The following is a 23,935-nucleotide window of genomic DNA, read 5'->3' as shown; positions in this document are numbered from 1 at the left end:
CTCGGAGATCTCGGTGGCGGTACAGTCTGCGCAGGCCCGCCCCTCGTTTCCGACGCCCGATGTCCGAGGTTTCTCCGTGACCAAGCCCATGGCCCGCGTTCCCCAACGGCGCAACGCGCGCTCCAACCGGGCGCGCATCCTGGCCACGGCACGCCAGGAACTCGGCCGCAACCCGGACATCACGCTGGAGGAACTGGCGCGGGCCTCCGGTGTCGTACGGCGCACCCTCTTCGGGCACTTCCCCGGGCGCGCGGCACTGCTGGAGGCGCTCGCCGAGGAGGCCTCCGAATCCCTTCGGAGCATGCTGGCGGCCGGGGCCGCGCACTTCGGGCCGGACGAGCCGGCCGAGCGGGCGCTCGCGTACTTCGTGTTCTCGATCTGGCCCGTGGGGGACCGCTACCGGCTCCTGCTGGCGCTGGCCCGCCGTGACCTGGGCGCCGAACGCGTGGCCGAGGTCCTGGCACCGGCCCGCGCCGGGAGCACGGCCATCCTCGAGCGAGGCCAGCGGGACGGCGTCTTCCACCCGCACCTCCCCCCGGCCGTGCTGAGCGCCGGTCTGGAGGCGATGACGGTCGCCCTGCTGGAGGAGGTCAACACCGGGGCGCTGGAGGACGACGGCACCCACACCGCCGTCGCCACCCTCATCGCGGCCGGCGTACCTGAGCAGAAGGCGCGCGCCACGGTCGACGCCGTCGCCTCGACGGTGGCCGAGCAGGCCGCGGAGGTCGCGGCCGACGACTGAGGGGGGCTAGCGGGGCTGGCGGGGCTGGCCTTTCGCCGCCATGCGCGTGGCCGCGGCGAAGACCAGGTCGGTGTGGAGTTCGAACAGGGCCACCAGGTCGGCGGTGTCGCCGGCGATCTCGCGGTGGATGAACAGGCCGTCGGCGCCGGCCACGGCGTACGTCGTGAGAGCTTGTACGGCGTCCTCGTCGAGGTCGGGCAGGAGGGTTTCGACCACTCCGGCGATCTTCTGCCGGGCGATGGCGCGGACCTGGAGGAACATCGTGCGGCCGCGGGGCTCCGGGGGGCGCCGTTCCAGGGCGAGCATGAGGCCGAGGCGCAGGAAGTCCGGGGCGTCGACCAGCGACTTGGCCACGTTCGCCGCCATGGTCGTGACCCGCTCCAGCGGCGTACCGGCCTCTTCCCCCGGTAGTTCCATCGTGGCCAGCCACGTCTCGAAGCCGCGCTCGATGACCGCGGCGATCAGGTCGTCCTTGTCCTTGAAGTGCCAGTAGATCGAGCTGGCCGGCAACCCGTACTGGACCGGGTGGGTGTGGGCAGCCTCTCCGAGGGTGGACGACTACCCCCGTGCGGCGTGCCCGGGGCTCGGCCGAGGGCTCGGCCGAGGGGTCGGCTCGGCCGGGGCGAGGAGGTCGGAGTGCAGGGGATCGAGGCCCGTCGAGCAGAGCTCGTCGCGGGTTCGGGAGCGCTGGATCTTGCCGCTGGTGGTCCGGGGCACGCTCATCGGCCCCACGATGACGACCTGGACGGCCAGCCGCAGTTCGTGGGCCAGGCGCCTCCTGATGAGGTCGGCGAGGGCTGCGGGAGTGCGGCCGTCGAGATGGACGGGGCGGATTTCCTGGACCAGGACGATCTGCTCGTGGCCGGAGGCGTCGGGCAGGGCGAAAGCGGCGCAGGGGCCGGTCGCGGGGTCGGTGGTTTCACTGACGCGTTCGATGTCCTGGGGGAGGATGTTGCGGCCGTTGACGATGATCAGGTCCTTGGCGCGACCGGTGACGTAGAGCTCGCCGTCCTGGAGGAAGCCGAGGTCTCCGGTGCGCAGGTACGGGCCGTCGCCGTCGGCGGTGACGGCGGCGAAGTGGTCGGCGGTGCCCTGCGGGTCGTTGAGGTAGCCGTCGGCGACGCTGTCGCCGCCCACCCAGATCTCGCCGACCCGCCCGTCCTCCAGGGGACTTGAGGTCACGGAGTCGACGATCCGGACGACGGCACCGGCGGGACGGCCGCAGCCGACCAGGTCGACACCGTCCGGCGCCGGCACGGCCTGGCCGGTCTCCAGCGCGTCCCGGTCGAAGCGCCCCACGGTCGGCCCGCTGCCGCAGGACGTGCCGGTCACCATGAGGGTGGCCTCGGCCAGGCCGTAGCTGGGCGCCCAGATGTCCGGACGGAAGCCGATCGGGGCGAGTCGGCGGGCGACCGCGCTCAGGACCTCGGCGCGGACGGGCTCGGCGCCGCTCAGCGCGAAGCGCAGGCAGTCCAGGCTCAAGTCCGGGTCCGCGTCCGTGAGTTGACCGTCCTTGAGGCTCCTCAGCAGCCAGTCGTAGCCGAAGTTCGGGGCGAAGGTGTAGAAGGCCCGGTACCGGCTGATCATCTGGAGCCACAGCAGCGGATGGGCGATGAAGGACACCGGGGAGCAGAAGACGAGGTTGCCGCAGCTCGCGAGCGGGCTGAGCAGCATGCCGACCAGGCCCATGTCGTGGTAGTGCGGGAGCCATCCGGCGCCGCACTGCGCCGGGTCGTGGCGCAGTTCGTCCAGGACGTCGTCGGGGAGGATTTTCCCCCTGATCGACAGCAGGTTGTGCAGCAGGTTCCGGTGGGTGATGACGACACCGCGCGGCTCGCTGGTCGACCCGGAGGTGTACTGGATGTAGGCGGTCGCGGAGGGCTCCAGGGCGACGGGGGACCAGGTGCCGGGGTGCGGCAGTACGGTCCCGCGAGGTCCGTGAGCCCCGTCAGCCCCGTCGCTCCCGTCCGTCCTGTGGGCCCCGTCGGTCGCGACGCACTCGGCCCGGGAAGCCGCGCCCAGTCCCGCCAGCCAGGAGCCGAGCCCCGGCTGGTGCGCGGCGTCGCTGAGGACCAGCCCGACGTCCGCGTCACGGATGATGCCCTCGGCGCGTTCCAGGGCCCGCCGGTCGGTGGCCGGCAGCGGGGCGGGGATGGCGACCCGCCCGGCGTACAGGCAGCCGAGGAAGACCGCCAAGAACTCCAGGCCCGCCGGATACATCAGCAGCACGCGCGCGCCGGGCGGTGTCCGGCCGGCCAGCCATGCCCCCACCGCTCGGGCCCGAGCGTCGAGTTGGGCGTACCCGAGCCGCTCCACCTCGACCAGCTCGCCCCGGACGCTGTCCACCCGCGCGTACCAGCGGGTGTCCCCGAGGAGCCACATCTTCTCGCGCAGGAACCGGACGAGTTCACTCACCGCCGGCTCCGATCCGCCCGGCCAGGGCCTCCTCCACATAGCCGACCACGGCACCGACCGTGTGCAGCTCCCAGGCGACCTCGTCGGGGATGCGCACGCCGAACCGCTCCTCGGCGACGACGGTCATCCGCACCAGGACGAGCGAGTCGAGGGCGAGGTCCGCGATGAACGCGGTCTGTTCGTCGACGTGTTCGGGGTCGACGTCGCCGAACTCGGCGAGCATGGCCTTCAGTTCGGCGAGGATCTCGGCGCGATTCACCGCACGGCCCCCTTCTGGGGCTTCTGCAGCTTCGGCAACTTGTGCGGCTTCTGAGACTTCCGCAGCTTCTGAACCTTCCGCGGCAGGTCCCAGGCGACGGGCAGGGCACTGAGTCCGCGCTCGAACATGCTGGGCCGCCACCGCGGCGTGCCGTCCAGCCGCAGGCCGGGCAGCCGGCGCAGGACGGTGGTGACGGCGGCCTCGGCCGTCATCCGGCCGATGTGGGCGCCCAGGCAGTAGTGGGCGCCGTGCCCGAACGCCAGATGGCCGGGGGTGGGCCGGTGCAGGTCGAGCCGGTCGGGGTCGGGGAAGCGGGCGGGGTCCCGGTTGGCCGCGCCGAGGCACAGGAACAGGGACTCGTTCGCCGGGACGGTCACGTCGCCGAACTCGACGGGTTCGAGGGTGCCCCGCCAGCTGGTGAAGGGCAACGGGCTTTCGTAGCGGAGGAGTTCGCCGATGCCGGTCTCCAGCAGGGCCGGGTCGCCGCGGAGTTCGGCGAGTTGGCCGGGGTGGGCGAGCAGGGCGTGCAGGCTGTTGCCAACGCTGTTGATGCTGGGGTCCTGGCCCGCCACCAGCATCATCATGACCTGGCCGTGCAGTTCGTCCTCGCCGATCAGACCGTCCTCGTCGCGGGCCCGGACCAGCAGCGAGATCAGGTCGTCGCCGGGGGCGCGGCGCTTCTCGGCGACGGCCCTGCGGACGAACCCGTCGATCTCGTGGGCGAGGGCCGCCACGTAGGGGACGTCGTTGTTCCATTCGGCGGTACGCCAGATCATCGCCCGCAGATGGTTCATCCGGGGCGGGGTGGCGCCGAGGACGGAGAACAGGACGTTGCCGCCGAGCGGGTAGGCGACGGCCGCCATGAGGTCGGCGCGGCCCCGGTCCACGATCTGGTCGATCCGGGTGTCGACGACGCGCTGCACCCGGGAGCGCCACTGTTCCTGGCGTGCGGGCGTGAAGAACGGCCGCATGATCGCCCGCAGTTCGGCATGGCGCGGGTCGTCGCTGTCCAGCAGGTGGGTGAAGAGCCGCTCCCGCAGCTCGGACGGCCAGTGCCGCAGCCACATACGGCCGGCGGTGACGCGTTTGCTGTCGCAGCTCACCCGCGGGTCGGTGTGGGCCCGGCGGACGTCGTCGTAGCGGGTCAGCAGCCAGCCCGGACCGTCCGGCGACATGATGCGGCTCACCGGCCGGTGCTCGCGCAGCCAGTGCAGCGTCGGGTACGGGTCGTGCTGGAACGCCTCGGTGAACGGGGCCGGCAGCCCGCCCGGCAGCTCCTCGGGCGGCCAGCCGGGCGGGTACTCCCGGACCGCCTCGACCCTGGGCCTGCGCCGCGCCGGGACATAGGGGGCGGCGCCGTCGGACGGCGCGGGCGGGGACTGTGCCACGGACACGCCCTGGAGGCGACTGGTGCGCAGCATCGGATAGTTGAGCTCGCCGAACCGGTCTCCGCTCAGCCCCGGGCCGCCATGGTTGGACAGGTACGGAACGCCCGCGAGGTGGGAGTCGTTCACGCGGAGCTGGCCGCAGGAGCGGACGTCCCGGACGAACCGGTCGATGACCTGCGGGTCCTGGGCCCACAGGGAGTTGCGCAGGCCGTAGGGGCCGGCGGCGACGAACGACACCGTCTCGGCGAGGAGTTCGTCGTCACCGGCGGGCTCGGGCACGACGACGGTCAGCATCGGGAAGAACGTCTCGTGCCGGACCGACCGCAGCTCCCGCGCCCGGGCGAGCCCGTCGACCCGGATGAGCGCCGGCTCCGCGAACACGGCGACGTCGCTCTCCCGGCCGCCCACGTCCAGGTGGCGCCCGCCGGTCAGCACCCGGGCGCCCGCCCGCCGGGCGTCGGCGAGCGCGGCGTCGTATCCGGCGGTGTTGGGTGTGGCGGCCAGCACCACTTCGGGATCGTCGGGGAAGCCGGGCCGCAACGCCCGTACGCGTTCGGCGAGTTGGTCGGTGAGCCGGTCGGCGATCTCCGGGTGGACGAGCGCGATGTTGGGCGCACAGCAGATCTGGCCGCTTCCGTGGTACGACTCCAGCAGCGCGTCCACGGCCTGGTCGAGGGGCGCGTCACGCCACACCACGACCATGTCGTTGCCGCCGAGTTCCAGGATCGGCTTCTTGCCCGCGACGAGGCAGGCCTTCTCGATCTGCTCGCCGCGGATCGAGTCGCCGAAGTACAGCACGTCGTCCACCTGCGGACTGTCCAGCCAGGCGTCCAGTGCCTGGGCCGGGTCGGTGCACAGTGCCGACAGGACACCGGGCGGGGCACCGGCGTCGCCGAGCGCCGGCACGGCGATCCGCTCCAGCAGATACATCGCCGCGATCGGCGCCTGCCGGGACAGCCGCACCACCAGCGCGTTGCCCGCCAGCACGGACTGGAAGGCCGCGCCGACGCTCAGCGCCGGGGTGTTCTGCGGCGGCTGCACGCAGACGACGCCGTCCGGCACCCGGCGCAGCGACACCGTCCGGCCACCGGTGGTGTGCCGTGTCTCCAGCTGCCGCAGACACCAGTCGGTGGTCTCGGGGGCGAAGAAGGTGACCAGGTTGGCGACCTCCATCCGGGCCAGCCGGACCGGGTGCCCTTCCTCGACCAGGAGGTCGGTCAGCGTGTCCGCGTGCTCTCGCAGCCGTGCCCGGAACGCCTCGGCGACGGCGCGTCGGGGCCGCGGGCTGCCGCCCCATTCGTCCGCGGCGTGCCGCGCGGTGCGCAGCGCGGTCTCCATGAGGTCGGGTCCGGCGACGGCGCAGCGCCCCAGGATCGTTTCCGGATGGGCGTCGGGGCCCATGTGCCCGGCGTTGAGCGCGTTGCGGTAGCAGGTGGCGCCGATGGGGTCGTCGATCAGCGCTCCGGCGCGGATCGCGTAGACCCACTCGGTCGGGCCGGGGGGCGTGGCGCCGCCGATGAGAGGGCCGAAGCTGAGAAAGCCTTCGGTGCGGTGCGCCGCCCGGGTCTCGGGTTCCTGACAGGTCACCATGACGGGCCTCCCTTTCAGCCGTTGGCGGTGTCGGTGGTGCGCACGCCCAGGCGCAGCAGCACGTGGCGGGCGAGGTCGGTGACGGTGACGCCGCCCTGGAGGAGTTCCAGGGGCGGGATCTCGACATCGAGGCGTTGGCGCAGTGTGGTCAGCAGTTCGGCGGCCATCAGGGAGTCGACGCCGTAGTCCTGAAGCGGCAGTTTCGGGTCGAGGCGGGCGGCGTCGGTCTGCAGGATCTGGGCCAGGTACTCGGCGAGCGTGCCGCCGACGGTCTGCAGCGCCTCCTCCGAGGTGAGGCCGGCCAGGGCCGCCACGAGGTCCTGGCGGGTGTGGCCGCCGGGGTCGCCGTCGGCGGGCAGCAGCGCCGCGAAGCGGGGCGTGGTCAGGGCCGGCAGGAAGGCGCGCAGCCGGGCCCAGTCGTATCGGCCGACCCCGGCGACGCAGGCGCCGGACGCCGCCAGTGTCTCCAGCGCGGCCAGCGCCTCGCGCGAGCCGAGGGGGACGGTGCCGAGCGCTTCCATGGACGGTGCCAGGCCCTCGCGGGCGACATGGCCGCAGTCCCCGAGCGCACCCCAGGCGACGGCGAGAGCCGGCCGTGCGGCGTGGTGCCGTCGTCGGGCCAGCGCTTCGGTGAACAGGTTGCCGCCGACGTAGGCGGACTGCTTGACGTTGCCGACGGCCGCGGTGAAGGAGGAGTACAGCCAGAACAACCGCAGGTCGTGGTCGCGGGTCAGCGCGTCGAGTACCGCTGCCCCGGCCATCTTGGGGGCCAGGACCGCGCGGATCCGCTCGTCGGTCAGTTCGGTGAGCGGGGCGTCGTCGAGCGTCATGGCCGCGTGGACCACACCGGTGAGCCGGTGCCCGGTGGCGTCGACGCGGCCGATCACCTCGGCCATGGCGGCGGCGTCGGTGACGTCGGCGGCATACGGCGTGACGGTCACGCCCAGCGCGGCCAGGTCGGACAGTACGTCGGTCGCCTCCGGCCCGTCGGCGCCGCGCCGGGAGACCAGGGCCAGATGGCGGGCGCCGCGGTCGGCGAGCCGGCGGGCGGTCGCGGCGCCGAATCCGCTCAGCCCACCGGTGACCAGATAGGTGCCGTCGGGGTCGAGGCGGGGCGGCTCGGGCCGGGTGCGGACAGGCACCGGGCCGTCCTGTGGGTCGAGGCTCACGACGACTTTGCCGATGTGCCGCGAGTGCTGCAGCAGCGTGAACGCCTCGCCGACCCGTGCGGCCGGGTACACCGTGTGCGGCAGCGGCCGGTAGCGGCCGTCCGCCACCCGCTCGGCGACCTTGGCCAGCAGACGCCGACCGTGTTCGAGCCCGGCCTCGTCGCCCAGCAGGGCGGTGACGTCGACGCCGAAGAAGGCGATGTTGCGGCTGAACGGCCGCATGAGCAGCGGCTTGTTGGCGTAGATGTCACGCTTGCCGAGCTCGACGAACCGCCCGCCCGGCCGCAGCGTCTCCAGGCCCCGGTCGATGGCCTGCCCCGCCAGCGAGTTGAGCACCACGTCGACCCCGCGCCCGGCGGTGATTCGCAGCGCCTGACCGGCGAAGTCCAGGCTCCGGGAATCCAGTACGTGCTCGACGCCCAGCGCGCGCAGCAGGTCGCGCTTGGCCGGGCTGCCCGCGGTGGCGATCACCGTGGCCCCCACCAGACGGGCGTACTGGACGGCGGCCAACCCCACCCCGCCCGCGGCGCCGTGCACCAGCACGGTCTCCCCGGCCGCGAGCCGCGCCAGGTCGTGCAGCGCGTAGTGGACCGTCAGGAAGGCCACCGGCAGGGTCGCGGCCGCCGCGAAACCGAGCCCGTCGGGGATCTTCACCACGGCCGCCGCGGGAGCCACCGTGTGCGAGGCCAGACAGGCCGGGACGGCCGCGCACACCCGGTCACCGACGGCCAGGTCGCCCACACCCTCGCCCACGGCCGTGACGATCCCGGCGCATTCGAGGCCGGGGCCGTCCTGCCCGAACGCCCCTTCGCCGGCCTCCGGGGGCAGCAGACCCGTCGCCTGCATGATGTCGCGGTAGTTGAGCGCGGCGGCGCGCACCGCGATCACCACCTCACCGGCGCCGGGCGCGAGGGGGCGGGTCCGGGTCCAGACCGGCTCGTACGACAGTCCGGGAGTGCGGATCCGAAGGGCGAAGGGTTCGTCGCCGCTCTGCTCGACGTGCTCGTCGGACGGCACTGCGCGTTCCCGGGGCAGGAAGCGGCCGCCCGAGGTGAGGACGACCTCGTCCTCGCGTGCTGCGGCCGCCTCCTCGTCGTCATCGAACGGCACGGCGGGCGCCAGCAGTTCGCGGGCCAGCCGGTGCGCGTCGGCGGCGGGGTCGCCGAGGCGTTCCAGCGACAGCCGGGTCACCCGCAGGCCGGGGTGCTCGTTGGCGAGGGTGCGGGCCATGCCCCAGGCGGCGGCGTCCTGCGGGTGGGCGGCACGTTCGGGTGCGGGCAGCGCGCCGCTGGGCCGCGTCACCAGCCACAGGGCGGGCCGGGCGCCGTCCGGGAGGTTCCGGCAGGCCGCGGCCAGGGCGCGCAGCGTGGCAGCCCGCCGTACGGCCTGGTCGAGCATCGCCTGCGGGGCGGCGGGGGAGTCGGTGGGGGAATCGGCGGGGGAGTCGCCCAGCACGAGCACCACGGCCGGGTCGCCGTCACCGGTGAGCGAGGCCGTCCAGACGGCCGGGGCGACGGGAGCGGGCGTCACCGGGACGGACCGCCTTCCGCCGTCGGCCAGGAGCGCGGTGAGGTGCTCGGCCAGTGGCGTCTCGGACCCGCTCTCGGTGGCCACGATCCAACGGGTCCCGTCGACCGGCCGGGGCAGCGCCGGCTGGGCGGTCTCGGGTGAGGGTGCCGTGGCCAGCAGCACCGAGCCGCCGTCCCGGGCCGGTGACGCGATGTCGCCACCGAGGCAGACGACGTCGGCGAGACCGCACGCGGGCAGCAGATCAGTCCACTGGTCCCGGCTCAACAGGGGCGAGTCCGGACGCAGTTCGTCGTCGTGCCGCCAGAAGCTGTCCAGCGTGCCGAAGAACGGCAGCAGATAGTCCGTGTCGTGTGTCTCGAAGGCCAGCAGTCGGCCACCGGGGGCCAGCAGCCCCCGCACCCGGCGCAGGGCGGCCCCCAAGTCCGACGCGGTGTGCAGGGAGTTGGCCGCGACGACAAGGTCGTAAGCGCCGTCGCCGAAGCCCTGCTCGGCCGGGTCGGCGTTCAGGTCGAACGGGCGGTAGTCGACGAAGTCGTGGTCGCCGAAACGGTGCCGGGCGCGGGCGAAGAAGCCCGCGGAGACGTCGGTGAAGTGGTAGACGGTCCGCTCGGGCGGCAGCAGCGGAAGCACTGCGGCGGCGGTGCCACCCGTGCCCCCGCCGATCTCCAGGATCCGCAGGGGCCGGTCCTCGGGCCAGGCCCGGGCGATCTGTGCCGCGAGCGAGGCCATGACCCGGTTGTGGAAACGGCAGGTCGGCGCCACGTCGTAGAACTGCTCCAGGGCTTCCTGGGAGCCCTGGCCGGTCAGCAGCTGCAGTGCGTCGTGTTCGCCGCGCAGTACCTGCGGCAGGTGCGACAACTGGCGTACCGCCAGCCGCACTTCGGCACTGCAGGCCGGGAAGTCCGACGGCAGTCCGGCGAGGAGGGGCCCCGGGTCCGCGGCGCCGGTCAGCCGCCACCGTCCGTCCTCGCCGGCGGCGGCCAGACCGTGACCGGCCATCAGGCCGAGCAGGGCCCGCGCCAGCCGCTCGTATCCGGGGAGCATCCCCTGCCGGACCAGGTCGGCGGGCGTGAACTCGGCCACGTCCGCGGGCAGCAGGTCCCCGAACGCGGCGGCGGCCACATGGGCGGTCACCAGCTTCAGCCGGGCGGTGAAGTCCGCGAAGCGCGTGGCACGCCACCCGGCCTCCAGCGCGTCGACGCTCCCCGCGGCGGCCGTGGCGAGCTCATGGTTGGCGGGCAGCGGCGAGGGCGCGGCCGGCAGGTGGGGATGCGGCGCGGCCCGCAGCACGGTCTCGTACCGCAGGGGCGCCCGGTCGGCCGGGCCGGGCACCCGCCGCATGCGTACGCCGTCCAGTTCGGCGGTGACGCTGCCGTCCGGGTCGGTGACGGTGATGTCGAAGCAGAGTTCGGCGGCGCCGCGCGTGCGGTCGCGGACGTGCAGCATCCCCGTCGCGGACGGGCTCCGCCAGACGCGTACGGCCCCGATCGCGGCCGGAAGCCAGCACTGCCCGGCGCCGGCCCGGGCGGCCACGAGCGGCACACAGGCCTGGAGCGCGCCGTCCAGCAGCGCCGGATGCGCCACGTACTGCGCGGTGTCGGCCGCGTCCGTGGTGTGCCGGTAGGCCGCCAGCACCTCACCGTCCCCGATGTGCAGCCGGGCGAGCTGCCGGAACGCCGGCCCGTAGTCCAGGCCGGTCGCGGCCAGTTCGGGGTACAGGGTGTCGACGTCGGCCCGGCGAGTGCAACGGGCGCGCACCGCGGTCAGGTCGATCCGGGCGGGCGGCCGGCCGATCAGCTCGCGGACCCGGCAGCGGGCGTGCGGGCGGGGCCGCGTACCGTCGGCATCGGTGCCGGCGGCGGCCTCGGTGCTGGTGATGGACACCATGCCGTCGTCGGGGGAGAACCCGAGCTGCACATGGACGTCCCCGGCCCGGTCCCACGGGACGACCAGCGGGCGGCTCACCTCCAGCCAGGCCAGTTCCACCGGGCCGTCCAGGACCCGCCGGCCGGCGGACAGGCCCATCTCGACGTAGCCCGTCGCGGGGAGGACCACCGACCCGGCCACCTTGTGGTCGGCCAGCCAGGGCACCAGCACCGGTTCGACCGGACCGTGCCAGGAAGGCTCCGCCGTCGGCAGCCGCTCGCCGAGCAGCGGGTGGTCCAGACGTCCCGATCCGCTGCTGACGATCCACTGCTGCGGGGTGCCGCTCCAGTGCCGTTCCCGCTGCCACGGGTACGCCGGGAGCTCCACCACCCGGGCGGGGCGCGGGAACCAGCGCGTCCAGTCCGTCTCCGCCCCGGCGGCGATCAGCGCTTCCACCGACCGGCGCAGCGCGGCCGGGCCGGCGGCGTCGCGACGCAGGGTACCGAGTACGGCCACCCGGTCGCGTCCGGCGGTGATCCGGCGCAGGTAGGTGCGCAGGGCGGGATGGGGGCCGACCTCCAGCAGGACGTCGACGCCCGCGTCCAGGGCGTGGTCGACGGCGGCGGCGAACCGGACCGGCTCGCGGACGTTGCGCCACCAGTACTCGGCGTCCAGGCCGCTCGCGGGCACCGGGCCGCCGGTGACCGTGGAGATCAGCGCCTCCGTGCTCCCGTCCGGGGCCAGCCCTTCGAGTCCGACGGCCAGCGGGGCGCGGACCCGCTCCATGACCGGGCTGTGGAAGGCGTAGTCGAGGTCCATCAGCCGGAAGAACACCTCGCGGGCCGTCAACTCCTCGCCCAGCGACTTGAGTTGGTTCACATGACCGGCGATCGTCACATCCCTGGCACTGTTCACGGCGGCCACCACCAGGCCCGGGTACGCCGACAGGACCCGCTCCGCCTCGGCCGACGGCAGCCCCACCGCGGCCATCCGGCCCCGGCCGGCGGTGGCCGCCTGGGCCCGGCCGCGCTCGGCGACCACCCACGCCGCCTCCTGCAGTGTCAGCGCGCCGACCGCGTAGGCGGCGGCCACCTCGCCGACGCTGTGCCCGAGCGCGGCCGTCCACCGCACGCCCCGCTCGCGCAGGACCGCGACGATCCCGGCCTGCACCGCGAACAGCAGCGGCTGCGCCACCTCGGTGGCCTCCAGCCCCCACTCGTCCGCCGGCCGGCGCAGCTGCGCGGCGACCGACCAGCCGATCCGGGGTGCCAGCGCGGCGTCGACCGACTCCACCTCGGCGCCGAACACCGGGTCGGCGTCCAGCAGGTCGGCGGCCATCCCCGCCCACTGCGAGCCGTTGCCCGCGAAGACCAGGCCGACCCGGCCGTGCTCGACCGCCTCACCGGTCACGGCGTCGTCGGTCAGGATCCGCGCGGCCTCGTGCGGGGAGGAGGCGAGCGCCACGCGGCGGTAGCGGTGCCTGGCGCGGCGGACGGCGGTGGTGGCGGCGATGTCGTAGAACTCCGCCGACGCGAGCGACTCCGTCGCCCCTGTGGACCCCGTCGGCCCCATCGCCCCTGTCGGTTTCCGCCGGGTGCCGGCCGTCAGCCGGGCGGCCAGCCGTCGCGCCGCCTCCTCGGCTGCCTGCGGGGTACGCCCCGACGCGATCACCGGCAGTTCGCCGACCGTATCCGGGCCGGGCTGCGGGACAGCAGAGGACGGGGGCGTGACAGCGGGCGGCGGGCCGACGACGACATGGGCGTTGGCCCCGCCGAACCCGAAGGAGTTGACGCCGACGAAGCGCCGTCGGCCCCCCGAGGCCAGCGGACGCGCCCGGTCGACCGGCTCCAGCCCCAGCCCGGCGAAGTCGATGCCGGGGTTGAGCGGATCCAGGTGCAGTGAGGCGGGGATCGTGCCGTACCGCAGCACCGCGAGGGCCTTGAACAGCCCAGCCATGCCCGACGCCGGCTCCAGATGCCCCACGTTGGACTTCACCGACCCGATGGGCAGCGGCCCCACCGTCCGCGCGACGCCCAGCACTTGGCCGAGCGCCGTGCACTCGGCCGGATCGCCCGCCTGCGTGCCGGTGCCGTGCGCCTCCACGTACCCGACCTCGTCGGGCGCGATCCCCGCCCGCTCGTACACCCGGCGCAGCAGGTCCTCCTGCGCCCGCGCGCTCGGCAGGGCCAGCCCGACGGTGTGTCCGTCGCAGTTGCTGCCGGCGCCGGCGATCACGCCGTGGATCCGGTCCCCGTCGCCCAGTGCGTCGGCCAGCGGCTTCAGCACCACCACGCCCGCGCCCTCGGCCCTGACGAACCCGTCGGCGTGCGCCGAGAACGCCGCGCAACGGCCCCGCTTCGACAGCATCGACGCCTGGCTGAACCCGACGAATCCGGCGGGGTTCAGCAGCACGTTGACCCCGCCCGCCAGGGCCACCCGGCTGCCGCCGGACGCGAGTTCCCGGCAGGCGCGTTCCACGGCCACCAGCGACGACGAGCAGGCGGTGTCGACGGCCATGCTGGGCCCGCGCAGGTCGAAGAAGTGCGACAGCCTGTTCGCCGCGATCGAATGGGCCGTGCCCGCCATGGAGTAGGCGTTCATGCTCCGGGCCCTGACCATCTGCAGCCCGCCGTAGGAGAAGTCCGAGACGCCGACGAACACGCAGGTGTCCGAGCCCGCCAACCTCGCGGGATCGATCCCGGCGTCGTCCAGCGCCTCGACGGCCGTCTCCAGCAGCAGCCGGTGCTGCGGGTCCATCTGCGCCGCCTCCCGCGGCGAGATCCCGAAGTACTCCGCGTCGAACCCGGCGATGTCCGCCAGGAACCCGCCTCGCGCGGTGTACGACTTCCCCGGCCGCGGCATCGCGGTGTCGACGAACCGCGCGCTCTCGAACCGGTCCTCCGGGACCGCCCCGACCAGGTCACGCCCGGCCCCCAACGCCTCCCACAACCCGGCCAGATCCACGATCCCGCCGGGCAGCCGGCACCCCAGACCCACGATCGCGAACGCATCCGTACCGTACGAATCCCCCGACACCTCACGCCCCCAGTCCCGAAACTCTGTGTAATCGTGCGACTACGGGATCACCATGGCGGGGGTGCCGTGACAGGTCAAGCGGAATCGGACGGAGCCTCCTCTCCTTTCGGGCCGTGACCTGCGACAACTCCCATGTGAACGACGGCGATCGGAGTCAACCTGTGGAGCCGGGAGAACCGAGTGGGGGAACGGGGGGCGACTGCGGTCAGTGATGGTTCCACGGTGCGGAGGGGGTACCTCGGGCCCGTCATCAGCCCGAGCTCATAGCAGAGCAACGGGACACCCACAGGGAACCATCAGGGACGCGGAACACAATCAGGCGCATGCCTGCCGCCAGAGAAGCCCTCGCCATCCCCCGGAGCGCGGTGCGTGTGCTGATCGTCGACGACGAGCCCGAGCTGACCGAGCTGCTGTCGTGGGCCGTGACGGAGGCGGGCTGGCAGCCCTTCACGGCGGAGGACGGGCGCAGCGCCCTGACGCTCGCACGCGGCTGCGCCCCGCACGCCGTCGTCCTGGACAGGATGCCGCCCGACCTGGACGGCGTGCACGTGCTGCGGCGCCTGCGGTACGAGAACGCCCACCTGCCCGTGCTCCTGCTCACCGCCCGCGACACCCTCGAGCACCGCCTCGACGGGCTGTCGGCCGGCGCGGACGACTACGTGACCAAGCCCTGCTCACTGGAGGAGGTCATGCTGCGGCTGCGCGGCCTGCTGCGCCGCGCCGGTGCGAGGAGTTCGACCTGCTCGGCTATCTGATGCGGCATCCGCGCCAGGTGCTCAGCAAGGCGCAGATTCTCGGCGAGGTCTGGAACAGCTCGTTCGAGAGCGAGGGCAATCCCGTCGAGGTGTACGTGTACAGCCTGCGCGGGAAGATCGACAAGGGCCGGGCGCCGGTGATCCACACGGTGCGTGGCGCCGGTTACGTCATCAGGGCGGCGGACGGCAGGACATGACGCCCCTGCGGCGCGGCGATGGCGATCAGCACGGTCCTGGTCCAGCGTGGCCATCTGCTGGACGACCTGGACCAGCGCGTCCGTGACGCCGCGGAGCGCAGTCAGGGCGGGGCCCACTACCGCGCCGGAAGCGCCGAGGACCTGAGCTTCCTCAGCGAGCAGGGGCCGCCCGCCGGCACCGTCGAGGCCCGCCTCGCCGACGGGCGCGTCACCGCCGCCGAGGTGGTGACGGAGGACGGCCACCGCACGACCCTCACCGCCACCCAGCGCGCCGCCCTGTCGGGCCTCACCGAGGACGGCACCCTGCACACCCGCACCCTCCCCGGCCTCGGCACCTACCGTGTCACCGCCGTCAGCGGGCACGGCGCCCCCGTCCTGGCCGGGCTCCCCACGGCCGCCGTGCAGGACACGATCCACCAACTGATCGTGACGGAGACGGTGATCGCCGGCGCCGGACTCGCCGTCGCGGGCTGCGTCAGCGCGATGGTCATACGACGCCGGCTGCGCCCCCTCGGCCGGGTGGCCGCCACCGCCGTCGAGGAGGCGAGGCCGTGGGCGCAGCCCCGCGCGGAAACGGACTTCATGCCGATCACCGAAGGTCGGCCCCCTCCGGCAGCAGGATCGGCCGATCGGCCGAGGGGGCCGCCGCTGACGCCGACCTTATGGCCGAGGCGCGTGCCCGGGCGCGCGGGCGAGGGTGGAGCCGCACCCTCACCACGGACTTACGGATCCACGGACATCAGGAGTTACGCGATGCAGCGCAGCAAGTTCCTCGTAGGCGTCGTCGGCGGCATGACCGCCGTGGTCGCGCTGGGCGGCCTCGGCACGTATCTGCTCTCCGGCACCGAGTCCACCAGCCGCCTGGACGACTACAGCACGGCCTCGGTGGACGGGCACAAGGCGCTCGCGGCGAACATCGTCGCGGGCCGCACCGAGAGCAAGATCCACCCGTTGCCCTGGGTCGGCGAGAAGGTCTCCGGCATCACCTGCCCGACCGGCCTGAAGGCCGTGACCGGCGCCACCCTCACCTGCACCGGCAAGAAGAGCGACGGCACGACCGTGGACATCCCCGTCCGTGTGACCAAGGCCGACGCCAAGAGCGTCACCTGGAAGTTCGAGCGCTGAGAAGGGACCGGGGACTCACATCATGAGCACCGTTCTGGCCGGCTACGGCCTCGTCAAGAAGTACGGCTCCACCACCGCCCTGGCCGGCGTGGACGTCGAGGTCGGCGAGCGCGAGTCGCTGGCGATCATGGGCCCGTCCGGGTCCGGCAAGTCCACGTTGCTGCACACCCTCGCCGGGATCATCCGCCCCGACGACGGCCAGGTCCTGCTGCGCGGCGAGCGAAGCGAGATGGGGGTCCCCCCGGCCGAAGGCTGGGGGCGCATCGACAAACTCGGCGAGAACCGGCTCAGCGCCCTGCGCCGCAAGCGGTTCGGGTTCGTGTTCCAGTTCGGGCAGCTGCTGCCGGAGCTGCCCGCCGAGGAGAACGCCGCCCTGCCGCTGATGCTGGAGGGCATGCCGCGCAGCCAGGCCGTCGCCCGCGCCCGCCGCTGGTTCGTGCCGCTGGGCCTGGACGGGCTGGAGCACCGCCGCCCCGGGCAGCTCTCCGGAGGCCAGGCCCAGCGCGTCGCCATCGCCCGCGCCCTGGCCGTCGAACCGGACGTGGTCTTCGCCGACGAGCCCACCGGCGCCCTGGACCAGCGCACCAGCACCGAAGTGATCCAGCTGCTGACCTTCGCGACCCGGGAGACGGGCGCCGCCCTGGTGATGGTCACCCACGACGCCGACGTCGCCGCCCACTGCGACCGGATCCTCCAGGTCCGCGACGGTCGCATCAGCGGCCACACCCAGTACACCGTCGCCTGACCCCGCCTTCCCCGGAGCCCGCCATGCGTTCCCCCGTCCTGCCCCTGACCTGGCACCTCGCCAGGTCCTCCGGCCGCCGCGGCCTGCAGTCCCAGCTGCTCGCGGCCGGCGCCGCAGCCGTCGGCTCGTTCCTGTTGCTGCTGATGATCGCCGCCGCCCTCGGCTCCGGCGCCCGCGCCGACCACACCACATGGCGCACCCCCGACGCCGTACCGGCCAAGGAGGCGACGGCCGTCCAGGCCACGACCACGACGTACGTACGCCAGGACCCCGTCACCGTCGTGAACCTGGCCCAGCTGCCCGGCCGTAAGCAGACCCCCGCGCCGCCCGGCCTGAGCGGCTTCCCGCAGCGGGGCGAGGTGTACGTCTCCCCGGCCCTGGCCGAGCTGCTGCACCACCTCCCCGCCGGCCAACTCGCCGACCGCTTCCCGAAGGCGAAGTCCTACGGCACGATCGGCGCCGCCGGTCTCGCCTCGCCCGACGAACTGGTCGCGGTGGTCGGACGGGCGCCCGGCGACAAGGCCGTCTCCGAGACCGCAGGGGAGCAGAACTACTACGACGCCGGGCTGAGCGAGCGCGCACTGGTCTCCGGGTTCGCCGGCACCAAGGCGAGCGTGTTCACCGGCACCGACCAGGGGACCGTGCTGCTGGGGGTGGTGCTGCTCGTCATGCCGGTCGTCGTGCTGGCCTCGGCCGCCGGACGGCTCGGCGCGGCCCGGCGCGAACAGCGGCTCGCCGCGCTGCGGCTGGCGGGGGCGACCCCGCGGCAGATCCTCGCCATGACCGCCGCCGAGGCTGCGGGAGTCGGCGCGGCCGGGGCCTTGGCGGGCGCGCTCGCCTACACGGCACTGCTGCCCGCGCTCGCCGAACTCCCGTACGGCGTGGGAGGTTGGTACACCGGGCAGCTGTGGGTGGGGCTGCCGTGGCTCGCGGCCGTGGTGCTGGCCGTCACCGCGCTGATCACCGTGAGCGCGGTGACGATGCTGCGCCAGGTGGCCACCTCGCCCCTGGGCGTCGCCCAGCAGGCCGATCCGCGCCGCACTCGCCTGATCCGCCTCGTGCTGTTCGTCGCGGTCCTGGCCTACATCTGGATGACCGCGGGCGACAGGGGCCAGCTGAAGACCCGTCAGCTCCTCGCTCTGCTGGCGCTCTTCTACGGCGCGTTCTGGCTGTTCGGCCCCTGGGTCGTGGACCGGCTGGGCCGGATCGTGGGCCGCCGCGCCAAGCGCCCGGCCACGCTGCTGGCCGCGCGCCGGCTCAGCGACGACCCGCGCGCGGTCTGGCGTACCGTCAGCGGCCTGGTGCTCGCCGGGTTCGTGGCCGGGTTCTTCTCCGTCAGCACGCTGGGCTCCGAGGGCCCGAGCCGCCACGGCCAGGTGGCGGTGGTCACCGCGAACGCCTCCGACGCCCGGCACGCGGCCACCGAGGCCCGTACGGTGCTGCACCGGGCGGGCGTCGAGGGGACCGTCTCCGTCGTGAGTGAGGACGACTACGACAGTCTGCTCGGCGGTGTCGACGGCGTGATCGCCCATGTCGGCGGCGGGCAGGAGCGCATCGACACCGCCGTCACCGCCCTGGCGCCCCTCGGGGCGGGCAGGTACCCCTTCACGCGGGAGTACGTGTCCGCGCCGGACGACACGGTGACCGCCCGCGTCGCCACCGTCAGCACCGCCACCCTGGTGCTGAGCTTCCTCGTCGCGGCCGCCTCCGCCGGCCTCACGGCCGCCGCGAACGTCCTCGACCGGCGCCGGGTGTACGGCCTGCTGAGGCTGTCCGGCACCCCGCTGAAGGTGCTGGACCGGGCCCGGATCCGCGAGACCGTCATCCCGTTGGCCGTTCTGGCCGGCGGCACCACCGCGATGGGGGTCTTCGGCGCCGTCCAGCTCAACAAGGCGGTCGGCACCACGATCAACGCCTTCGGTGCCGTGGAACTGGTGATCTGCTTGGTCGTCGGCGCGCTGGCCATGTTCGCCGCGATCGCGGGCAGCCGGCCGCTGCTGCGGAAAGTGACGGCCGGCCCGGCACAGACGGCGGACTGACGCCGTACCGGCGGGGGAACCACACCTCGGCACGGGCCCGACACCTCACAGGGTCGCTCAGCCCGTGCCGAGGCTGTCGTGCAGGTGGGTGAGGAGGCCGCCGGTCAGACCGGCCGACTGGGCCACCTGCTCCGGCGAGAGGGCGTCAACGACGAGCCGGCGCACCGCTTCGACGTGGCTGGGGGCGGCCCGCACGATGGCGGCTCGGCGGGCGGGGGCGAGACGGAACGTGGCGCCGCGCCGGTCGGTCTCGCACTCCTCCCGCTCGACCAGCCCCCGCCGCTGCATCCGGGCTGGGGGGCAGGCGGCTCTGTTCCCGGGCGAGGGAGGCGCCGAGCCGTGACCGCACAGCTGACGGGCCGACGGACGCCGACCCGCATCACCACCAAGCAACAGCTGGGCCCCGACGCGCAGGCCGACGACAAGGCCCTCGTCTTCGTGCCGACCGACCCGGCCCTGACCGCCCCCTTCCTCGCCCTCGTCGAGGACCGGTTCTCCACCCCCGGTTTCGAGTGGCACCCCCGCGGTCTGGAGACCGTCACCACCGTCATCGACGGCGTCCTCGAACACGGCGACAACGTCGCCGCCGCCCGGCACCTCATCATCCGCCGCGTTCATGAGCAGGTCAGTCGTTCCGGCGCCATCCCCAACCAGCGGGCGATGGCGCGCTTTCCCTCGTGGCCGACCACCAGGATCCGGCTGTCGCGCTTCTGGGTCACCCAGCCCTCGGCCAGGAACGCGGACAGGATGGCCGCCCCGACCCGACCCGCGAGGTGGTGCTTGTCGCTCGTCCAGTCGACGCAGTGGCGGACCGCGGCCGACGATCCGCCGCCGGTGTCGTGGACCTTGATGGCGCCGAGCATCTCCTGACCGGCCAGGGTGACCCGGTACGCCGTGGATCCTCTGCCCGTCCGGGCTATCGCACCGCGGTCGAGTAACCCCTCCATGACGGTGACGCCCAGGTCTCCTGCCGCGTGGTCGTAACACGTGCGGGCGGCCTTCAGGGAACATGAACGGCGGTATGAGCGAAGCGAGTTCGGCTGGAAGGGGGGCGACAGCCGGGCCAGGCACTCCAGGGCGGTGGCCACGTCGGCGGAGGCGAGGCTGTAGTAGCGGTGCAGTCCTTCGCTGCGGACGGTGAGCAGATCCCCGTCGACGAGCCGGGCAAGGTGAGCGCTCGTCGTGGACTGGGCGACCCCGGCCTCCGCCGCCAGCTCCGACATCGCCAAGGACTGCCGGTCCAGGAGGGACAGCAGGATCCGAGCTCTGGTCGGATCAGCCATCAGGGCGGCCGGATCTACGAAGTTGGCGTCGCCGGCGAACTCACGCACGCGCTCCACTCCTTGGTCTCTCCCGGGAACGGAAGGCGGGAAACAGCCCGGAAACCGTTCGTACTTCAAGGCGTTACTCGGTCTGAAAGCGCCTACCACGCCAGGGGTTGAGCACGCTGCGGGCCGAAGGGGTTTCCGATTCTTGAGGAGGACTTGGGCAGGCGTTGGCGGCCCTTTGCTCCTTCGTATACACACCGGGCCGTTCCTGCGCGCAACGGCGGCCCGCCGGACACATGGCGTCCGGCGGGCCGTTCGAGGTGGGGGAGAGGGGCGTGGGCAGCGGACGCCCCTCCGGATCAGTGTGCCGCGGCCTCCTCCACTCCCTGCCGGGGGATGGTCAGAACAGTCAGCAGTGCGGCGGCCGCCCACAGCAGCGCGCAGAGCAGCCCCACCCGGTGGAGCCCTGCGAGGAAGCTCCCATGCGCGGCCGGGTCGCCGACCAGCGAGCCGAGCACCGCGATACCCAGTGCCCCGGCGGCCTGCCGGGCGGTGTTGTTGACCCCGGAGGACAGGCCCGGCCGGTCGTCCGGACCGGCCCGCAGCGCCGCCGCCACGACCGCGGCGGTGAGCAGCCCCATACCGGCGCCCAGGCCGACGAGGACCGGAACCAGGACCAGGTAGCCGCTGCCGGGAGCCACCGCGAGCAGACAGAGCGCGCCCGCCACGCCGAGCAGCAGCCCGGCGAGCATCGGTGGGCGCGGCCCGAAGCGGGCGACCAGACGTCCGGTGAGGGGCGCGCCGGCCGCGAGCGGCACGAACAGCGGCAGCATCATGAGCCCTGCCTCGAAGGCACCGTGACCCTGCACCCCTTGGAGGTACAGGGTCACCACGAACACCGCGCCGATACCGGTGAAGTTCATCGCGGCGGCCACCGCGTTGGCGCCGGAGAACGCCCGCCGACGGAACAGCTCCAGCGGCACCATCGGCGCCGCCGCCGCCCGTTCCCGCCAGAGGAACCCGGCCAGCAGGACGACCGAGAGCAGCGCCGCCACCGCGACGGTCATGGCCGAGACGTCGCCGCCCGCCGCGACCGCGCAGTACACGATGGAGCCGAGGGCCGCCGCGGCGAGCGCGGCTCCGGGCAGGTCCATCCGGTGCTCCCGCGTGCCGTCACCGCCCGGCACGAGCCGCAGGGGGACCAGGGCGGACACCGCCACCAGCGGGACGTTCAGCCAGAAGACCGCGCGCCAGCCGGTGCCGGCCACCAGGAACCCGCCCAGCAACGGCCCGGCCGGCAGGGCCAAGGCCGACACCCCGGCCCAGATACCGAGAGCGCGGGCCTGTTCCGCGCGGTCGGGGAAGGTGCGTTGGACGACGGCGAGGGTGCCGGGCAGCAGCAGCGCCGCGCCGACACCCTGGAGCGCGCGAGCGCCGATGAGGGCGCCGGCGGCGGGGGCCAGCGCGCACAGCATGGAGGCCAGCCCGAACAGCACAAGTCCTACGACGACCACGCGCCGGTGCCCCAGGCGGTCCCCGAGCGCGCCGCCGGCCAGCAGGAACGCGGCGAGCGCCACGCTGTAGGCGTCGACCACCCATTGGAGTCCGGACAGCCCGCCGCCCAGGTCGTGGCCGATGCTCGGGAGCGCCACGTTGACGACGGTCACGTCGAGTTGCACGAGAAACATGCCGACACACATCACGAGCAGCACGATGGTGCGCCGCAGGCCCTCGGGCGCCGGGGAGCGAACCGGATGTTCCTGCTCAGGTGCGGAGGACGTTGTCTTCATGGTTTCCCTCGTTGCTCCGAGTTGACGGCCTCAGGCCAGCCCGGACAGCAGGGCGGCGCGCAGCGTCACCCCTCGGCCGACTCCGTCGAAGTAGTGGGTGTTCGGCAACTCGTCGGTTTCCGGGGGCAGTTCGGGCCCACGCGGACCCGTGTGGGTGACCGGTACACCCGCCCCCACGGTGCGCAGCAGCCGGGAACTGAGGACGAACCGCTCGTCGAGCGCCGTGCCGCGGCCGTGGTCGCGCACCGCTCCCTGATGGAAGTCGGACAGCTCGAACGGGATCGCGCACACCGCGTCGGAGAGCCGTAACAACTCCTCGCTGGTCTCCACGTGACGCCGGGACAGACCGCTCTCGTCGATGAGGTCCGCCACGTCCCCCGGCAGCGTCGCCCCCTCGGGTGCGAGGAACACCAGCCCCGCGGCGTCGAAGGCGCTCAGCGCGTACACCAGGGAGCGGGCGACACGGCAGCTCGGATCACCGAGGTAGCCGATGGTCGTGCCGTGGAGTGTCCCCAACTCCTGCCGTATGGTCCACAGATCCAGCATCACCTGCGTGGGGTGTTCGCGGTCGCCCGTACCGGCGCTGATCACCGGCACCGGACTGACCTGGAGTGCTTGTTCAGCCGCGTCGTCGTCGGTGTGCCGCAGGACCAGTACGTCGACGTAGGAGCCGAGCACCCGTACGGTGTCGTCCAACGACTCGCGGTAGAAATCCCCGGCCCGGGTGGTCGTGACGTCGGCGAAGCCGATGGCGGAGCCGCCGATCCGGTGGGCCGCGGCCTCGAAACTGAGCCGGGTGCGGGTGCTGTTCTGGTAGAACGCGGTGCCCACCAGCAGCCCGGGCGCCATCCGCGCGACGACGTCCCGGGGCTGTGACTCCAGCCAGGTCGCCCGGTCGAAGAGGGCCTCGTAGTCGGCCTCCGTCCACTCCGCCAGACTGGCCGCGTGACGCGGGGGCGACGTCAGTGTCTTCACCACCACTGACCCTCCACCGTCTTCATGGTCCACTTCTGGGTGTCGATCATCGAGTAGCCCGGCGTGACGGGCAGCGGTACAGCGCCCGGCAACTGGTCCAGGCCGGTGATCGCCTGGCCGAGCCGAGAGGCAAGCATGCCCTGGGCGAGGGGCGGGGTGCCGGCGAAGATCGGGCATTCCTGCCTGTGGACGAACCACTCGTCGAGCATCTCCCGACTCGGGTAGTCGGGCATCTCCGGTATGAAGCGGCTGATGAGCTGACGTGCGTTCTTCTCGTTCATCGGCTCGTGCCGCGGTACACCGAAGTACTCCTCGGCGGTCATCGAGTCCTTCGTCCACTTGAAGAAGAACGTGCGATGCCCGAAGACCGGCGTCAGCATCATGAACCGGCACTGTTCGGAACGCCGGAATGCCTGGTGGAGGGTGTAGCGGGCGTCGATCTCGTACAGCTCGATCTTGTCGAGTACGTAGTCGCAGCCCTCGAAGAACTCGTCGACGGTCTCCTCGCGGATGCCCTCGGGGAAGACGTCGATGTTCACGTCGCGGGTCGTGTCGTGGACGAGTTCGGCCACGGCTTCGGCCTTGTTGCGCCCGACGTTGCCTATGGTCGCGCCGAACTGCCTGTTGATGTTGGACACTTCGAACGTGTCCGGGTCCGCCACCTTCAGGTTCTGCACGCCCATGCGGACGAGCCGTTCGGCAGTGGCGCCTCCGATGCCGCCCACGCCGGCCACCCCGATCGTCGCGTCGCGTAACCTGAGCTGTCGCTCGCGCTGCTCCTCCTCGGTGTCACCGAGCCAGCCGAGGTTCCGCTTGACCCGCTCCCAGTAATAGCTCTCGTCAGTCCGTTCGGCGACTAGGCGCTGACGGTCTGCCATGACAACCTCCCGGTTCTCTCAGGACGTCGGGGTGGCACCTCACGGCGAGGCGCCGCGCCCCGGAACGTTTCCCACGCTAGGAGCCAGTGGCTTCGACGCGGCCCGAAGTGTCCTGGCGTCCAGCTCGGTCGACAGACCGTTCGTCGGAGGCGATACTGCCGATATCGT

13 protein-coding genes and 2 pseudogenes are annotated in these 23,935 nt (G+C 73.1%); 5 read left to right on the top strand and 10 right to left on the bottom strand.

Annotated features, from left to right (window positions below; genetic code table 11):
* The first annotated feature begins 76 nt into the window (after nucleotides 1-76).
* Nucleotides 77-742 (top strand): TetR family transcriptional regulator, encoded by a 666-nt coding sequence (locus QQM39_RS07155; protein WP_301995779.1) that lies wholly within the window; start codon nucleotides 77-79, stop codon nucleotides 740-742.
* A gap of 6 nt (nucleotides 743-748) precedes the next feature.
* Here QQM39_RS07155 and QQM39_RS07150 read toward each other — a convergent pair.
* The 5 genes and pseudogenes from QQM39_RS07150 to QQM39_RS07130 form a co-directional block, all read right to left on the bottom strand.
* A pseudogene (locus tag QQM39_RS07150) lies at nucleotides 749-1,261 on the bottom strand (TetR/AcrR family transcriptional regulator); the annotation flags it as partial.
* A 39-nt stretch (nucleotides 1,262-1,300) separates the two neighbouring features.
* Nucleotides 1,301-3,157: a fatty acyl-AMP ligase gene (locus tag QQM39_RS07145; RefSeq protein ID WP_301995777.1), complete on the bottom strand. Its 1,857-nt coding sequence runs from the start codon at nucleotides 3,155-3,157 to the stop codon at nucleotides 1,301-1,303.
* Nucleotides 3,150-3,416: an acyl carrier protein gene (locus tag QQM39_RS07140; RefSeq protein WP_301995776.1), complete on the bottom strand. Its 267-nt coding sequence runs from the start codon at nucleotides 3,414-3,416 to the stop codon at nucleotides 3,150-3,152. Before QQM39_RS07140 ends, QQM39_RS07145 begins: the two co-directional genes overlap by 8 nt.
* Nucleotides 3,413-6,394, bottom strand: coding sequence for an aldehyde dehydrogenase family protein (locus tag QQM39_RS07135; RefSeq protein ID WP_301995775.1), 2,982 nt, complete (start codon nucleotides 6,392-6,394; stop codon nucleotides 3,413-3,415). The genes QQM39_RS07140 and QQM39_RS07135 overlap by 4 nt, the downstream gene beginning before the upstream one ends.
* Before the next feature lie 14 nt (nucleotides 6,395-6,408).
* Complete coding sequence (locus QQM39_RS07130) at nucleotides 6,409-13,995, bottom strand: type I polyketide synthase (RefSeq protein WP_301995774.1); 7,587 nt, start codon at nucleotides 13,993-13,995, stop codon at nucleotides 6,409-6,411.
* A 323-nt stretch (nucleotides 13,996-14,318) separates the two neighbouring features.
* Between QQM39_RS07130 and QQM39_RS07125 the strand changes: the two are divergent.
* The 4 genes and pseudogenes from QQM39_RS07125 (at nucleotide 14,319) to QQM39_RS07110 (ending at nucleotide 18,856) form a co-directional block, all read left to right on the top strand.
* Nucleotides 14,319-14,947: pseudogene (locus QQM39_RS07125) on the top strand (response regulator transcription factor).
* Between the two features lie 18 nt (nucleotides 14,948-14,965).
* Nucleotides 14,966-16,072: a DUF4333 domain-containing protein gene (locus tag QQM39_RS46100; protein WP_367668911.1), complete on the top strand. Its 1,107-nt coding sequence runs from the start codon at nucleotides 14,966-14,968 to the stop codon at nucleotides 16,070-16,072.
* 22 nt (nucleotides 16,073-16,094) lie between these two features.
* The gene (locus QQM39_RS07115; protein WP_301995773.1) at nucleotides 16,095-16,817 is read left to right on the top strand and encodes an ABC transporter ATP-binding protein; all 723 of its coding nucleotides are present in this window, start codon (nucleotides 16,095-16,097) and stop codon (nucleotides 16,815-16,817) included.
* 23 nt (nucleotides 16,818-16,840) lie between these two features.
* On the top strand, nucleotides 16,841-18,856 hold the full coding sequence (locus QQM39_RS07110; RefSeq protein ID WP_301995772.1) for an FtsX-like permease family protein: 2,016 nt from the start codon (nucleotides 16,841-16,843) through the stop codon (nucleotides 18,854-18,856).
* Between the two features lie 57 nt (nucleotides 18,857-18,913).
* On the opposite strand, the gene QQM39_RS07105 is transcribed toward QQM39_RS07110, so the two are convergent.
* From QQM39_RS07105 to QQM39_RS07085, 5 genes are all read right to left on the bottom strand, one after another.
* Nucleotides 18,914-19,474 carry a hypothetical protein gene (locus QQM39_RS07105; protein ID WP_301995771.1) on the bottom strand — a complete coding sequence of 187 codons (561 nt, stop codon included), beginning with the start codon at nucleotides 19,472-19,474 and terminating at the stop codon, nucleotides 18,914-18,916.
* Complete coding sequence (locus QQM39_RS07100) at nucleotides 19,471-20,187, bottom strand: helix-turn-helix transcriptional regulator (protein ID WP_301995770.1); 717 nt, start codon at nucleotides 20,185-20,187, stop codon at nucleotides 19,471-19,473. Before QQM39_RS07100 ends, QQM39_RS07105 begins: the two co-directional genes overlap by 4 nt.
* Nucleotides 20,188-20,483: 296 nt before the next feature.
* Nucleotides 20,484-21,914, bottom strand: coding sequence for an MFS transporter (locus tag QQM39_RS07095; RefSeq protein WP_301995769.1), 1,431 nt, complete (start codon nucleotides 21,912-21,914; stop codon nucleotides 20,484-20,486).
* A 30-nt stretch (nucleotides 21,915-21,944) separates the two neighbouring features.
* The gene (locus QQM39_RS07090; RefSeq protein WP_301995768.1) at nucleotides 21,945-22,892 is read right to left on the bottom strand and encodes a hypothetical protein; all 948 of its coding nucleotides are present in this window, start codon (nucleotides 22,890-22,892) and stop codon (nucleotides 21,945-21,947) included.
* Nucleotides 22,886-23,767: a ThiF family adenylyltransferase gene (locus QQM39_RS07085; RefSeq protein WP_301995767.1), complete on the bottom strand. Its 882-nt coding sequence runs from the start codon at nucleotides 23,765-23,767 to the stop codon at nucleotides 22,886-22,888. Before QQM39_RS07085 ends, QQM39_RS07090 begins: the two co-directional genes overlap by 7 nt.
* Nucleotides 23,768-23,935: the final 168 nt, after the last annotated feature.

It is taken from the genome of Streptomyces sp. DT2A-34, assembly GCF_030499515.1.
Lineage (GTDB): Bacteria > Actinomycetota > Actinomycetes > Streptomycetales > Streptomycetaceae > Streptomyces.
The sequence above is the reverse complement of the archived record's forward strand: the minus strand, read 5'-3'. Positions and strand labels throughout refer to the sequence as shown.

Bases quoted from the DNA above. Each gene is read 5' to 3' on its own strand.
- QQM39_RS46100 (WP_367668911.1), top strand. From the start codon at position 14,966: ATGGCGATCAGCACGGTCCTGGTCCAGCGTGGCCATCTGCTGGACGAC.
- QQM39_RS07085 (WP_301995767.1), bottom strand. From the start codon at position 23,767: ATGGCAGACCGTCAGCGCCTAGTCGCCGAACGGACTGACGAGAGCTAT.
- QQM39_RS07095 (WP_301995769.1), bottom strand. From the start codon at position 21,914: ATGAAGACAACGTCCTCCGCACCTGAGCAGGAACATCCGGTTCGCTCC.
- QQM39_RS07105 (WP_301995771.1), bottom strand. From the start codon at position 19,474: ATGAACGCGGCGGATGATGAGGTGCCGGGCGGCGGCGACGTTGTCGCC.
- QQM39_RS07110 (WP_301995772.1), top strand. From the start codon at position 16,841: ATGCGTTCCCCCGTCCTGCCCCTGACCTGGCACCTCGCCAGGTCCTCC.
- QQM39_RS07115 (WP_301995773.1), top strand. From the start codon at position 16,095: ATGAGCACCGTTCTGGCCGGCTACGGCCTCGTCAAGAAGTACGGCTCC.
- QQM39_RS07135 (WP_301995775.1), bottom strand. From the start codon at position 6,394: ATGGTGACCTGTCAGGAACCCGAGACCCGGGCGGCGCACCGCACCGAA.